The organism is Pseudactinotalea suaedae, assembly GCF_009733815.1.
Lineage (GTDB): Bacteria > Actinomycetota > Actinomycetes > Actinomycetales > Beutenbergiaceae > Pseudactinotalea > Pseudactinotalea suaedae.
Window position 1 is genome coordinate 353,092 of record NZ_WNXY01000004.1, and the last position, 13,539, is coordinate 366,630.

The following is a 13,539-nucleotide window of genomic DNA, read 5'->3' on the forward strand; positions in this document are numbered from 1 at the left end:
CGTTGGCGCGGGTCGGTTCAGTCGGTCGGCTGGTGCCGGCCGGCGAAGATCGCAGCGCACTCGCGCTGCAGGGTGATGTCGGACCACATCGAGTGATGCGGTGCCGCGTTGGAGCACACGACCGCTCCCCAGGCGTCGCGCTCGGCAGCCTCGCGGACGGCGAGCCGGCACAGCTCGGCGCCGACCGGACCCTCCTCGAAACGGCCATGGCGAGGGGTGTAGCCGACGTACCCCTCGCCGAGGATCAGCGGGATGTCGCGGGCGGCGGCGGCGTCCGCGGCCACCGCCAGCCAGGTGACCAGCCGGTCGGTCATGGTGCGCCGGTGCTCGCCCCACCGGTCGTACAGCCACCGGTCGAACGCGGCCGGGTCGCACCAGTCGTGCACGTACATCTCGGGCTCGCACACGATCGTGGCCCTCAGCTTCCACGCCTTCTCGGGCCCGAGCTGCCAGTCCGCCAGGTCCGGTGCGTCCGGCTGCAGCAGCTCGCGGGCCTTGCCGTTGTCGAAGTCGGCGGTCGGTCCGCGCATCCCGTAGGTCGCGATGAGCTCGTGGAGGACGCCGTACACGTAGGGGTGGACCACGAGCGCGTCGAGGTCGCGCGGGAGCGTGCTCATGTGCGCGAACGGCACCCCGGCGTAGTTGACGGTGACCGGGCGATCGGGGTGGCGCTCCCGGAACCGGGCGATGCCCGCCTCCAGGCGCGGGGTCAGGGCGGGCACGGACTCCTCACCGCGTGCGGTCCCGAGGCCCTCGATGAGGTGCCCGACCTGCACCTCGTTGTGGAGCTCGGTGAGCAGCAGTCGATGCCCGAGGCCCTCGGCGTCGAGCAGGTCGACGAGGTCGGCGTGCGCCTCGGCGAGCACCACCGCCCGCTGGTCGGGCTCGACCGCGTGCAGCGCCTCGTACCAGGCGGGGTCGGAGGCGAACGCCGGGGTCTGCTGGTACTCCCACGAGGAGGCGATCACGAACAGGTCGTGCCGATCGGCCGCGCGGAACAGCTCGAGCAGCTGCGCGCGCACGTCCACCACGGTCACCTGCGGCACGTCGTACCACCGCACGCCCTGCCAGTACCGGTCCCCCACCGCGGTGCCGTGGCCCATCGGCTCGAACTCGATCGCCGAGGCATCGAGCCCGGACCGGAACAACAGGAACGGCGCCGCGCAGATCCGGATGGTGTTGTAGCCGCGCTCGCGCGCCTGGGCGCACGCGGCGTCCAGGTCCTCGAACGGCTCGCCCGGCCCGGTGCGGGTGAACCAGGTGAAGTCCCACAAGGTGATGACCAGCCGGTGGGGTGCACCCGGGCGCAGGCGGGGATCGATGGTCATGAGGTCGCCTCCTCGACTCGGACGGACAGGCTTCGTGCGCTCGTGCGCAGGATGTGGCGCAGGTCGGCTGCGTGCCGCTCGGCGAGCAGATCGGCGCGCGACAGCAGCGCCGAGGCCGTGTCGACGTCGCCCGCCAGCAGCGCCAGCTGGGCGTCGAACACGGCCACCCGGCGGTCCCGGCCGGCCACCGGGTCACCGGCGAACAGCAGCAGGTCGGGCAGCGAGGTCGCGAAGTAGTCCACGCTCGGCGCGGTGGCGGCGTAGCTGTCGCGGAACTCGCTCAGCGCTGCCGTCAGCGCTCGCGCGCCCGTCTCGTCGCCGATCCGCCGCAGTGCCAGCACCGACCAGAACGTGGTCTCGCTGTGCTCGGCCGTGCTCATGCCGAGGAAGTCCCCGCGCTGCGCGGCGGCCTCCGCCCACGCGCGTGCGGCCCCCTGGTCGTCTCCCGCGGCGGCGAGCGCATCCCCGAGCTGGAGCAGCAGCGCGGCGGTGCTCGCGAGCGGGTGCCGGGCCTCGCCGAGGTGGGGCGCCGGGGTCAGCGCCGTCTGCAGGTGCTCGACCGCGCTCCTCGGCTCCCCCGCTCCCGCTGCGTCGTGCGCGAGCTGGGCGAAGGCCCGTTCCCAGGCCTGCAGCACCTGCCCCTCGCCACCCTCCCAGGGCTGGAAGTGCCGGGACCGCAGCGTGGGCAGCGCGTGCGCGGCCCGACCGTCGCTGATCAGCAGGTGCAGGTACTCGACCGTGAGGTCGTGGCGCTGCACCACGAGGTCGGCCCGTGCCTCCAGCCGCGCGAGCCGTTGCGCGGGCGACTCCTCCAGCAGCGCCGCGAGCTGGTCGCGCTCGTACAGGAGGCGTGCGTCGTCCGGCCTGGCTGCGATCGCGGTCTCGTAGTGCTCGACGGCGCCCGCCGGGTCGCCCTGGACGTTCGCGGTGGCGAGCCCGAGGTTGCGCTGGACGACGGCGTCGCTCGCGTCGATCCGCGCGCTCTCCTCCCAGAGCCGCGCCGCCTCCTCGTGCCTGCCGACGGCGTAGCTCCAGTGCCCCAGCAGGGCTCGGGCCCGGGCGTCGGCCGGGTCGGCACCGATCGCGCGCGTCAGCGCGGCGGCATCGGCGAGGCGTGCCGGGTAGCAGCCCGTCGCCTCGAGCAGCTGGGCGCGCGAACGCTCGGCGGCGGCCTCGTCCGTGCGGCCCATCCGCTGCAGGATGTCCCCGCGGTGGTAGGCGACCAGCGGCGCGGCTGCGGTCTGGCCGAGCGCACGGCCGCCCTCGCGCTCGTCTGCGAGGTCGAGGCAGCGCAGGGCCGTCTCGCTCTCCCCCACCTCCGCGAGCTCGATCGCGACATCGAGGCAGATCTGGGCGTCCGCGCTCGGGTCCTGGTTCGCCAGCACCGCGAGCGCCGCGTCCAGCCGGTCGAGCGTGCGGGCCGCCTCGAGCAGCCGTTCCGCAGTCTCGACCTCGCCCAGACGCCGGTGCGCGATGACCTGGAGCGCGCGCGCCTGCAGGTGCTCGGGCTCGCAGCGCAGCACGTCCTCGAGCCGGTGCAGCGCGTCGGCGTGGCGACCGTTGCGGGCGTCGATGCGGGCCATCCGGTAGCCCGCGGGTGCGCGCCAGAGGCGCATCCACATGGCACGACCGAACAGGTCGTAGGCGCCGGCGTCGTCGCCGAGCGCCTCTTGCACGAGCCCGTGCAGGTAGAGCACCCGGGTGTCGCGCGGGTTGGCGTGGCGCCGGGTCAGGCGAGCGGTCGCCCGCCTCAGCAGCTCCTCGGCCTGCTGGTGGTCACCGGCAGCGTACGAACGCTGGGCGAGCCCCGCGAGGCTGTTGACGTGCTCGGGGTCGCGCCGCAGCGCCTCCCGCCAGTACGGCTCGGGCGAGCGGGTGGCGTGCCGGTACAGCTCCAGGTGGGTGGCGATCGTCGCCAGCTCCTCCACGTCGTCGACCTCGTCGGGCAGCGGTGGCTCCTGCGCCGGCGCCGGGTCCGGTCCGGCGACCGCCTCCGGCGGCTCGGTCCAGGTCACCAGCGTGCGACCGTCGTGGCTGACCCGGACGGTCAGCGGTCCCGCGTCGGAGGGGACGGCGTGATCGGCGCGATAGGGCTCCCCCGGATCGAGGTGGGCGGTGTCCTCGACGAGGCTGACGCCGTCGGCCATCACCTCGATCCGGACGCCCGCCAACGACCTGGTGACGACGACACCCACCGAGGCGACGCCGTCGAGGTGGCGCAGCGAGACCGCGGCGTCCGGCGTGGCGCGATCGACCGGTCCCAGCGCCCGGATGGGGTACCACCGCTGCGTGAAGACCTTGGTCTCGCCGGGCGCCAGGTAGGCGAAGTCGGGCTGGTTGTCGGTGAAGACGCCGGCCATCAGCTCGATGTAGTGGGCGCCGTCGTCGGACAGGTTGGCGTCCCAGGCGTGGCCGAAGGGCGCGTTCCCCCAGCTCCACTGCTTCTTCCCGACGGCGATCTGGTGGTCGGCCACGTGCACCAGCCCCACACCGGTGGCGTGGTCGTAGCCACCGAAGAAGTCCTCGCGGGAACCGAGCGCCATGTAGGAGGTGGGGACCGGGATGTTGCGGTACCAGTCGAGGCGGTCGCCGGGGACCTCGGTGCCGTCGGCGGCGCGGGCGACGTCGTGGGCGCGTGCCGGGTAGTCGATGCCGTAGTAGCTGCGATCGGCCGCGGGGAAGGCGGTGACGGCACGGCGCGCGTGGTCGGCGACGTGCGTCACGTCGTGGGGGAAGAAGGACTGGTAGTGCTCGTCCACGCGGGCGGCGACGTTCGCCCACCAGAGGAAGGTCCTGGTGAGCTCGGTGCGGTTGTACAGGCGCACCGGCAGCTCGATCACGCTGGAGTCCGGGCGGAGGCGGAACCCGTGCATGCCCTTCATGCGGTCGAAGGGGTCGTGGTCGGAGCACCAGACGGTCACCGATCCGTCGGCGGCAGTCTCGGTGCGGACGTCGGTGGGCAGGAACGTGGCGGGCCGGTGGTGCTGCGGCCAGTTGAGCTCGATGCCGCCGGCGATCCACGGACCCGCGAGGCCGACGAGGGCCGGCTTGATGACCGGGTTGGCGTAGACGAGGTCGACGCCCGAGGTCAGGTCGCGGGCTACATGCAGGCGGCCGCCCAGCTCGGGCAGCACCACCAGCCGGAGCCACCGATTCTCCAGGTGCACCGCACGCCAGGTGCGGGGCGTGGCCTCAGTGGCGATCTGGTGGTGGAACGGGAGCGGGTAGACGCGGCCGGAGGACCCTTGGTAGACGCGGCGGTCGAGATAGGCCGGGTAGGCCTCGGGGGGCAGCGGCTCGTAGGTGGGAAGCGTCAGCGGCTCCTCCCAGATCGCGGCGGCACGGTCGGCCAGATGGGCCGGCCGGGGCGGCAGCGTGAGGGACTCGACGTCGAGCATGCGGCCACGGTAGGCGGGGCAGCGGGCGCCGAGAATGCAGAGATCGACGATCTCGCCTGGACGATCCGATGATCCTGGCTCCGGCGCAGCGGACGCAGGGCCGGTAGTGTCGAGCTCGTGCGGATCCGTGAGGGGTTCCCGGGACAGCGGCTGCGGGTGCTGCCGCCGGACGTGGTCAGGACGGCGTCCGGCACCGGCCTGACCCGGCACCTGCTCGTCACCGACGCCGGCTACTACCCGAATGCCCTGCACCACGGCGCCACCCGCAGCCATGGCGCGTGGGGAACGATCGTGATCGTGGTGCTGTCGGGCCGGGGAGCGTGCCGCACGGGCGAGGAGGTGCGCGACGTCGGTCCCGCCCAGGCGCTGCTGATCCCGGCCAGGTCACCGCACCGGTACTGGTCCGACGACCACGACCCATGGACGATCGCATGGATGCACGTGCGTGGTCAGATCCTGCCGGACGTCGAGCGGGCGGTCGCGCCGGACGGGCTCGCTGCCGTGGTGGACCTCCACGAGCCCCTGCACGTGGTGGGTGAGCTGGAGCGCGCGCTGGCGGCGATGGAGCAGGACGAGACGATGCCCAGCCTGCTGCGCGCGGCGGGCGCGGGATGGTCGGTGCTGGCGCAGGTGGTCGCCGACGCTGCGGCCGGCAGCCAGACCCGGACCGAGCCGGTACGGGCGGCGCAGACCTATCTGCGCGAGCACTTGGACGCGCCGGTCCGGGTGGGCGAGCTGGCCACGCGCGTGGGTCTGAGCACCTCGCACTTCGCGGCGCTGTTCCGGCGCGCCACCGGTGGCGGGGTGGTCGAGTACGTGAAGCGGCTACGGATCGCGCGGGCGTCCGAGCTCCTCGTCACCACGCCGATGTCGGTGGCCGAGGTGGCCCGCGCGGTCGGCTACGACGACCCCTTCTACTTCGCCCGGCAGTTCCGCCGGGTCCATGACTGCAGTCCCACGCAGTTCCGCGCGCGCGCCAACTCCTGACGGGGTGGCCTCTCGGCAGGGCAGGCCGGGAGGCCACCCCGCGTCACGCCGCCGTGACCTGCGCGGCCAGGACGCGGTGGAGCGTGTCCCGGAGCGGCGTGGTCCCGTGCACGGTGCGATCGCCCTGCGGCTGGAGCAGGCCGCGGGCCTCCGCCTCGTAGAGCGCGGCGAACTCGCGGGCGAGGGCGTCGGGAAGACCGGCGTCGAGCATGCTGGGAACCCACGCCTCCCGCGGGATCGTGACGAGCTGCAGCGGCCGGCCCAGGGCCTCGGCGAGCAGATCGGCGACCTCGCGCTCGGTGCTGGTGGGGCCGAGCACGTCGATCACCTCGCTGCTCGCGGGCGGAGCGAGCAGAGACCGGGCCACGACCTCGCCGATGTCGTGGGTCGCGACCATCGGGGTGGGGACGTCGGCGGACTCGCCGAACACGGGGTAGATGCCGGCGCCGAGCACCGCGCCCAGCACGGTCTCGACCTTCTCCTGGAAGTGGCAGCAGCGCAGCACGGTGACCACGGCGCCGCCGGCTCCCAGCCCGGTCTCGAGGTGGTGCAGCCACCGGATCGGCCCGGTGCCCTCGGCGAGCTCGGCGCCGAGCGAGGACAGCGCGACCACGTGCGGGACGCCCGCGGCGGCGACCGCCTCGCTGATCGAGCCGGCCATGCGGCGGTGCTCGGCGTCGCCGCCGGTGGGGAGCGTCGGGAGCAGGACGAACGCGCCGTCGCTGCCGCGCAGCAACTCTGCCAGCGCCACCGGGTCGTCCAGGTCGGCGACCGCGACCTCCGCGCCCCGGTCCGCCCAGGGCGCACCCTTCTCGGCCGACCGGACGACGACGCGCACCGGCGCGCCCCGCTCCAGCAGCGCCCTCGCGGCCGCCCCTCCGACGTGTCCGGTGACCCCGGTGATCGTGTACATCGCTCTGCCTCTCGTTGATCGGTGTGTCGAGCACCAGTCAAGGCGAGGACCGTGAGCGGATCCATATCTGATCGCGGCATTTCCATGTCTGTCCGTCTAGGCTTCACGCATGGACCCGTTGACCGACCTGCTCGACGGGGTGCGGGCGCGCACCGCCACGTTCTGCCAGGCGATCCTGACCCCGCCGTGGGCACTGCGGATCGAGGACGGCGCCGCGCTCGCGTTCGCGACCGTGCTGCGCGGTCACGCCTGGATCGTGCCGGACCACGGCGATCCGGTCCCGATGCACCTGGGGGACGTCGCCGTCGTCAAGGGCCCCGGGCCCTACACGGTGGCGGATCACCCCGAGACGGTGCCGGACGTCGTCGTCGGCCCTGGCAACCGGCTGTCCGCACCGGACGGCACCGACCTCACCGAGCGGCTGCGGCTGGGCCCACGCACGAACGGATGGAGCCGGGAGGGCAGCGCGATCGTGGCGAGCGGCACCTACCAGGTGACCAGCGATGTCACCGGGCGGCTGCTGGACGCGCTCCCCGAGGTCGTGCTGGTGCCGGCCGCACAGGCGCAGGACCCGGTGATGCGGCTGCTGGCCGAGGAGGTGGGCCGCGACAGCCCGGGGCAGCAGGTGGTGCTCGATCGGCTGCTGGACATCGCGCTCGTGGCGACGCTGCGGGCGTGGTTCGAGCAGACCGAGGCGGCCACGCCCGGCTGGTACGGGGCGCACACCGACCCGGTGGCGGGGCCCGCGCTACGGGCGTTCCACGACGACCCGGCGCGGCCGTGGACCATCGGCGAGCTGGCGGCCTCGCTGGGATGCTCACGTGCGGCGCTCGCGCGCCGGTTCGCCGCGGCGGTCGGCGAGCCGCCGATGACCTATCTGACCGGATGGCGCATCGCGCTGGCAGCCGACCAGCTGCGCACCTCCGACAGGACGATCGAGGCGATCGCGCACCAGGTCGGCTACGCCAACGCGTTCGCGCTCAGCGTGGCGTTCAAGCGTGTGCGCGGGCTCTCGCCCAAGCAGTACCGGGACGCAGTCAGCGCCGGGGCGATGGCCCCGGCGCTGAGCTGACGGTCGAGCTGGCGGTCAGACGAGCCCGCCGCGGAACGAGCTGGCCAGCGGGCAGGTCCAGACGTCGATGTTGCCGCGACCGACCCGGTTGATGAACCGCGCGACCTCGACGTAGGAGCGTCCGAGCGAGGTCTCGTGGTAGGTGATGCCCAGCTTCTCGCAGTGCTCGCGCACCATCGGTGCCACGCGTCGCAGGTTGGGACGCGACATCGACGGGAACAGGTGGTGCTCGATCTGGAAGTTCAGCCCGCCCAGCAGCGTGTCGACCACGCGACCGCCGCTGATGTTGCGGCTCATGAGCACCTGCCGGCGAAGGAAGTCGATACGGACCTCCTTCGGGACGATGGCCATCCCGATGTGGTTGGGCGCGAACGACATGCCCATGTAGAACCCGAAGACGAGGACCTCGACGGCGAGGAAGGCGACGGCGAGCACCGGCGACATCACCACGAACGCGAAGGTGATCAGCGCGGCGTGGCGGATGACGATGAACGCGATCTCGGTCCAGCGCCGGTCGACCTTCTCCCGTGAGAGCAGGCGCGCGAAGCCGTTGACGTGCAGCTGCAGGCCGGCCAGGAGCAGGATCGGGAAGAACCAGATGCCCTGGTGGCTGGAGAACCAGCGCCCGAGGGCGGTCTTCCGGGCCTGGACGTCCTCGGGGGTGTAGACCAGCGCGCCGGGCGCGACGTCGGGGTCCCTGCCCGCCTGGTTCGGGTTGCCGTGGTGCTTGCCGTGCTTGACCTGCCACCAGCCGAGGCCCATGCCCGCGAACAGGTTGACCACCACGAGGGAGGTCCACTCGTTGGCCTTGGAGGAGGCGAAGATCTGGCGGTGGGCGGCGTCGTGGCCGAGGAAGGCGATCTGGGTCATCACCAGCGCGAGCGCGACGGCGACGCCGAGCTGCCACCAGCTCTCGCCGAGCTGCACCGAGAACCAGCCGAGCCCGGCGAGCATCAGCGGGAAGGCGACCATCCGCGAGATGTAGTAGCCGTGGGAGCGTGCCATCAGCCCCTCGGCCTTGACGCGCTTGCTCAGGTCGGTGAAGTCGCTCAGGTGGCGGCTGCTGCGCTCACCCTTGCGGGGAGCGCGCCTGGCGGGCGTCGGAACCTGGGTCTCGACCGGCGCTTCCAGAACGGTGGCTGTCATAGGTCCATCGTGCGTGGCGGAGCGTGCCGTGTCGTCACCCGCACGGTTCGACCTGATGCCCTACTCGAGAGTGATGCCCCGGGGCGCCCGGCCCGGCGCTCGCGCCCGCGCTCAGGGCAAGAACGAGGCCAGCAGGCGGTCGAGCGCCGCGTGCGCCTGGTCCCTCGCCGTGTCCGTCTCGGTCTCGTCGCTCTGCGCGACCCACAGCGCGGCCTCGTTCATCGCTCCGGAGAGCAGGGCCGTCGTGGCGTCCAGCAGCGCGTCGGCGACGCCGACCTCACGCAGGACCTCGCGCAGCAGCGCCGCAGAGTTCTGCGCGTCGAGCCGGCGCCACTCCTGCCAGCCGACCACGGCGGGTGCGTCGATGAGCAGGATCTGGACGGCGGGCGCGGCGGTGATGGCGTCGAGGAAGGCGTGCGAGCCCGCGCGGAGCTGCTCGGCCGGCTGCGCCCCGGCCACCTCGGCCGCCACGGCGACGGCGTCGGCGACGTTGGCCTGGAGGCTGGCTGCGACGGCGCCGAACAGCCCGGCCTTGTTCGCGTAGTGGTGGTACACCGCACCGCGCGTGACGCCGGCGCTCTGGGCGACGTCGTCGAGCGAGACCGCGGCGTAGCCACGGGAGGCGAACAGCCGCGTCGCGGAGTCGAGGACCCGCTGGGCCGTCTGCGCGGCGACGGCGGCGGAGGCACGTGGCATGAGGTTCCCTTACGTACACAGAGTATGTATCCTGAGCGCACTTACATGCACAGTGTACGTAAAGGAGCGATCGATGTCCGTCACCGCCTTCTACCCGGTGCTCATGTCACGTGATGTCGCGGGAGCCGCGGCGTTCTACCGTGACGCCCTCGGCTTCGAGGTCACCTACGACTCCAGCTGGTACGTCAGCCTGCGCCTGGGGACGTTCGAGCTGGCGATCCTCGCCCATGACCATCCGACCATCCCCGAGGGGTTCCGCGCGTTGCCGAGCGGGGTGCTCGTCAACCTCGAGGTCGACGACGTCGACGCGGTGCACGAGCGACTCACCGCTGAGGTGGGGCTGGAGCCGGTGTTCACCCTTCGCGACGAGGACTTCGGGCAGCGGCACTTCATCGTGGTCGCACCGGACGGAGTCCTGCTCGACGTGATCCAGCCGATCCCGCCCAGCGCCGAGTACGCGGACGCCTACGCGACGTGAGGGGATCGGGGCGGTCGCGGCGCTCCGCCGTCGATCACGACCCGACGGTGATGAGCCCGCTCTCGTAGGCGGCGACGACGATCTGGGTGCGGTCCCGCAGCCCCAGCTTCATCAGGACCCGGCTGACGTGGGTCTTCACCGTCTGGTCGGCGAGCACCAGCTCCCGGGCGATCTCGGCGTTGGACAGCCCGCGGGCCACGAGCCTGGTCACGTCCAGCTCGCGCTCGGTCAGCTCGTCGAACCGGCGCGTGTCGCGCTGCGAGCGCTCCGGCTGGGTGACGAACTCGGCGATGACCGAGCGCGTGATCGACGGGCTGAGCAGGGCGTCCCCGCCGGCGACCACGCGGATCGCGTGGATCAGGTCGGCGGCGGGCGCGTCCTTGAGGAGGAACCCGCTCGCACCGGCCCGGAGCGCCTCGAACACGTAGGAGTCGAGGTCGAAGGTGGTGAGGATGATGATCCGCGGGTCGACGTCCTCGAGCGCGACGATCCGTCGGGTCGCCTCGATGCCGTCGACGTCGGGCATCCGGATGTCCATGAGGACCACGTCCGGCCGGGTCCTGGTGACGAGCTCGACGGCCTCGGCGCCGTCGGAGGCGTCTCCGACCACCGCGATGCCCTCCTGGGCGTTGAGCAGCGCGCCGAACCCGGCGCGCACCATCGCTTGATCGTCGACGATGGCGACGTTGATCAGGCCGGCTTCCATGTCATGTCCGTTCTGATGATCTGCCTACTCCTGGTCAGGGACTCTCTCACCTCTTGGCCGTGGCACCGAACGCTCGGCGCGGCGGTCCGACGCCGGCGGCAGCTCTGGTGGGTGCGCTGGCTCGGCCGAGTCGGTCGTCTGGTCGTCCACCTGGCGGCAGGGCAGCACCGCGTGGACCAGGAAGCCGCCTCCGGGTAGGGGCTCTGCGCTCAACGATCCCCGGACGAAGCTGGCGCGCTCGCGCATGCCACGCAGACCGAAGCCCTTGCTGTCCGATCCACGCGCGGGTGCGATCGACGGCGAGTTCTCGACGGCGAGCACGACGTGCTCGTCCGCGACCGTGATGCTGACGTCGATCTCGCTGCCCGGGGCGTGCCGCAGGGCGTTGCTGAGCGCCTCCTGCACGATGCGGTAGACGCTCAGGGAGGTCGCCTCCGAGACCTGGGGGTCATCGAGCCGCCCGGTCACGTGCAGCCGCACGGGGTTGATGCCCCGGCGCGTGCTCGCCACCAGGTTGGGCAGGAAGCTCATGGTGGGCTGCGGGGCCAGCTCGTGCTGGCCGTCCTCCTTCCGAAGCACGGCGAGCAGGCCGCGCATCTCCACGAGCGCGCGACGGGCCGACTCGGTGATGTCGTCGAGCTCCACCAGCGCCTCCGGTGGCACGCCCTCGATCCTGTACCGCAGCGTCGAGGCCTGGATCGAGATCACCGACAGCCCGTGCGCAACCACGTCGTGGAGCTCTCGTGCGATGCGGTTGCGTTCCTCCATCAGCAGCCGGCGTTCCTGCGCGGTGACGGCGATCTCCTGCTGCTCGAGGAGCTCCGCCCGGCTCTGCAGCCACTGGTGGATGAGGATCCCGAAGGTGACCACGAGCGCCAGGATGGAGATCGCGGTGATCAGGTTGGTCGCGAACGGACCCCAGCCGCCGTCGTGCCAGGGCATCCCGGCCACGGCGGCGGCTGCCACCGGCAGCACGGCACCGGCGACCGGCACCGACCACTTCTCGCGCACCGCGAGGAGGAACACCATCAGGGCGACGGTCACGAGCGTGATCACCGGGATCGGCCACGGCAGCTCGCCGCGCCCGACGGCGGTCAGCAGCGTGGTCGCGGCGACCGCGACCGTGGCCACCCCGACGGCGAAGCGCGGGCGCGTCAGCGCCCAGACCAGCGCAGCCGACTGCAGCACGGCCACCACGAGCGCGATCGGCACGATCGCGTCGTACAGCGACGGCATGGTCGAGGCGTTGACCACGAGCGCGACGAGCATCAGCAGCCAGACCAGCACGGGCAGCCAGCTCTGGGACAGCAGCCGCACCCCGATCCGGTGCAGCAGCCGCTCCAGGCGTCCGACGATGCCGGCCGTCAGCTGCCGCGGCGGCGGCGCCACCACGGTCGCACGGCTTCGGCCTCTCCCCACGGACCAACCTTCTCACCTGCGTGCAGTCATGTTCTGACCCCGGGAGAGATGCGTCAGCGACTGCGGCGCCCGGACCCAGACCCGTCAGCGCATCGCGCCATATCCATCGAACGATGGAGGCGACATCGGCTGTCCGCACGACGCGGCGGCTCGGAGCCCGACCTAGCGTCGAAGAATGACCTCAGCCACCACCGCTCCTGACACCGCGGTCACAGCTACTCAGCGCATCCACGGACTCGACGCGCTCCGTGCCGGCGCCCTCGGGCTGGGCATCGTGCTGCACTCGCTGATGCCGTTCCTGTCCGAGGCCGTGTGGCTCTTCAACGACCGCCGGACCACTCCGGTAGCCGGCGCCGTCGTGGACTGGATCCACCTGTTCCGCATGGTGCTGTTCATGGCGCTCGCCGGATACTTCGGCCGCATGGTGCTGCAACGGCGGGGCACCGCGCGCTACCTGAAGGACCGGCTGCTGCGCATCGGGCTGCCGGCGGTGGCCTTCTGGCCGGTAGCGGTCGCGTCGACGTTCGCGATCGTCGGTGTCGGCATGGCGATGCGCGGGCAGGAGCTGCCGCCTGCCGCCGAGAGCGCCGAGGCCGACCCGCTGCTGCTCTTCACCCCGGCTCACCTCTGGTTCCTGTGGGTGTTGATCGAGGCGGTGCTGATCACGGTCCTGGCGCGCGCCGTGCTGCTGCGCGTGCTCGGTGACGCAGCCGTCGGTCGCGCCGCGGAGCGGATCGGGCAGGCCCTCTCCTCGCCGTGGGGCGTCCTGGTGGCGGTGCCGCCGTATGCCGCGTGCCTGCTCGCGCAAGGCAGCACGGTCGCCGGCATCCGCGAGCACGCCACGATCGTGCCGTCGGTCACCGCACTGACCGCATACCTGGGCGCGTTCCTGGTCGGCTGGTTCCTCCAGGCACGCGCCGGCTCGCTGCACTGGATCGCCCGTTACTGGCCGGTCCAGCTCGCGCTCGCGGTGGTGCTGACCGTGGCGCTCCGGATGTTGACCGACGCGGCCGCACCGCTGCTCGTGCTCGCCACGACGACGGCGCTCGGCGGCTGGACCTGGACGTTCGCCCTCATCGGCCTCAGCGTGCGGTTCCTGTACCGCGAGCGCCCGGTCGTGCGGTACCTGGCCGACGCGTCGTACTGGAGCTACCTGCTCCACCTCCCCATCCTGCTGGCCGTCGGCCTCGCCCTGGCCGACACCGGGCTCCCGATCATCGTCAAGCTCGTGATCACCTGGGTGGTGACCGGCGCGCTGCTGCTGGGCAGCTACGACCTGTTCGTCCGCAGCACCTGGATCGGCAGGTGGCTCAACGGGTACCGCCACCCGCGGGCGTGGCAGCGCATGCGACGTTCCCGCGAGGTCGACGACCACGCGGTCAGTCGATCGTGACGG

The 13,539-nt window shown here is 72.3% G+C and carries 11 protein-coding genes; 4 read left to right on the plus strand and 7 right to left on the minus strand.

The genetic code is table 11. The features are described 5' to 3' along the window. Positions 1 to 17: 17 nt before the first annotated feature. Entirely contained in the window at positions 18 to 1,328 is a 1,311-nt protein-coding gene (locus GPA04_RS09450) for a cellulase-like family protein (RefSeq protein WP_156223816.1), read from the minus strand. After that, positions 1,325 to 4,726: a DUF5107 domain-containing protein gene (locus GPA04_RS09455; RefSeq protein ID WP_156223817.1), complete on the minus strand. Its 3,402-nt coding sequence runs from the start codon at positions 4,724 to 4,726 to the stop codon at positions 1,325 to 1,327. The genes GPA04_RS09450 and GPA04_RS09455 overlap by 4 nt, the downstream gene beginning before the upstream one ends. 117 nt (positions 4,727 to 4,843) lie before the next feature. Between GPA04_RS09455 and GPA04_RS09460 the strand changes: the two genes are divergently transcribed. Then, entirely contained in the window at positions 4,844 to 5,713 is an 870-nt protein-coding gene (locus tag GPA04_RS09460; RefSeq protein ID WP_156223818.1) for an AraC family transcriptional regulator, read from the plus strand. A gap of 43 nt (positions 5,714 to 5,756) precedes the next feature. Here GPA04_RS09460 and GPA04_RS09465 read toward each other — a convergent pair whose 3' ends face one another. Further along, the gene (locus GPA04_RS09465) at positions 5,757 to 6,626 is read right to left on the minus strand and encodes an NmrA family NAD(P)-binding protein (RefSeq protein WP_156223819.1); all 870 of its coding nucleotides are present in this window, start codon (positions 6,624 to 6,626) and stop codon (positions 5,757 to 5,759) included. 109 nt (positions 6,627 to 6,735) lie between these two features. Between GPA04_RS09465 and GPA04_RS09470 the strand changes: the two genes are divergently transcribed. Then, positions 6,736 to 7,698, plus strand: a complete 963-nt coding sequence (locus GPA04_RS09470; protein ID WP_156223820.1) for an AraC family transcriptional regulator — start codon at positions 6,736 to 6,738, stop codon at positions 7,696 to 7,698. 15 nt (positions 7,699 to 7,713) lie between these two features. Here the strand turns inward: GPA04_RS09470 and GPA04_RS09475 are convergent, their stop codons facing one another. Then, positions 7,714 to 8,844, minus strand: coding sequence for a fatty acid desaturase family protein (locus GPA04_RS09475; protein ID WP_156223821.1), 1,131 nt, complete (start codon positions 8,842 to 8,844; stop codon positions 7,714 to 7,716). A gap of 111 nt (positions 8,845 to 8,955) precedes the next feature. After that, on the minus strand, positions 8,956 to 9,540 hold the full coding sequence (locus GPA04_RS09480; protein WP_156223822.1) for a TetR/AcrR family transcriptional regulator: 585 nt from the start codon (positions 9,538 to 9,540) through the stop codon (positions 8,956 to 8,958). 73 nt (positions 9,541 to 9,613) lie between these two features. Between GPA04_RS09480 and GPA04_RS09485 the strand changes: the two genes are divergently transcribed. After that, positions 9,614 to 10,018 carry a VOC family protein gene (locus GPA04_RS09485; protein ID WP_156223823.1) on the plus strand — a complete coding sequence of 135 codons (405 nt, stop codon included), beginning with the start codon at positions 9,614 to 9,616 and terminating at the stop codon, positions 10,016 to 10,018. 34 nt (positions 10,019 to 10,052) lie between these two features. Here the strand turns inward: GPA04_RS09485 and GPA04_RS09490 are convergent, their stop codons facing one another. After that, the gene (locus tag GPA04_RS09490) at positions 10,053 to 10,724 is read right to left on the minus strand and encodes a response regulator (protein WP_206674169.1); all 672 of its coding nucleotides are present in this window, start codon (positions 10,722 to 10,724) and stop codon (positions 10,053 to 10,055) included. Positions 10,725 to 10,748: 24 nt separating this feature from the next. Beyond that, complete coding sequence (locus tag GPA04_RS09495) at positions 10,749 to 12,143, minus strand: sensor histidine kinase (protein ID WP_156223824.1); 1,395 nt, start codon at positions 12,141 to 12,143, stop codon at positions 10,749 to 10,751. Positions 12,144 to 12,318: 175 nt separating this feature from the next. Between GPA04_RS09495 and GPA04_RS09500 the strand changes: the two genes are divergently transcribed. Then, on the plus strand, positions 12,319 to 13,536 hold the full coding sequence (locus GPA04_RS09500) for an acyltransferase family protein (protein ID WP_156223825.1): 1,218 nt from the start codon (positions 12,319 to 12,321) through the stop codon (positions 13,534 to 13,536). The last annotated feature ends 3 nt before the right edge of the window (positions 13,537 to 13,539 follow it).

Excerpts from the sequence above, each read along its gene's own strand:
- GPA04_RS09490 (WP_206674169.1), bottom strand. The coding sequence starts at position 10,724 with ATGGAAGCCGGCCTGATCAACGTCGCCATCGTCGACGATCAAGCGATG.
- GPA04_RS09500 (WP_156223825.1), top strand. The coding sequence starts at position 12,319 with ATGACCTCAGCCACCACCGCTCCTGACACCGCGGTCACAGCTACTCAG.
- GPA04_RS09455 (WP_156223817.1), bottom strand. The coding sequence starts at position 4,726 with ATGCTCGACGTCGAGTCCCTCACGCTGCCGCCCCGGCCGGCCCATCTG.
- GPA04_RS09465 (WP_156223819.1), bottom strand. The coding sequence starts at position 6,626 with ATGTACACGATCACCGGGGTCACCGGACACGTCGGAGGGGCGGCCGCG.
- GPA04_RS09470 (WP_156223820.1), top strand. The coding sequence starts at position 6,736 with ATGGACCCGTTGACCGACCTGCTCGACGGGGTGCGGGCGCGCACCGCC.
- GPA04_RS09475 (WP_156223821.1), bottom strand. The coding sequence starts at position 8,844 with ATGACAGCCACCGTTCTGGAAGCGCCGGTCGAGACCCAGGTTCCGACG.
- GPA04_RS09480 (WP_156223822.1), bottom strand. The coding sequence starts at position 9,540 with ATGCCACGTGCCTCCGCCGCCGTCGCCGCGCAGACGGCCCAGCGGGTC.
- GPA04_RS09450 (WP_156223816.1), bottom strand. The coding sequence starts at position 1,328 with ATGACCATCGATCCCCGCCTGCGCCCGGGTGCACCCCACCGGCTGGTC.
- GPA04_RS09485 (WP_156223823.1), top strand. The coding sequence starts at position 9,614 with ATGTCCGTCACCGCCTTCTACCCGGTGCTCATGTCACGTGATGTCGCG.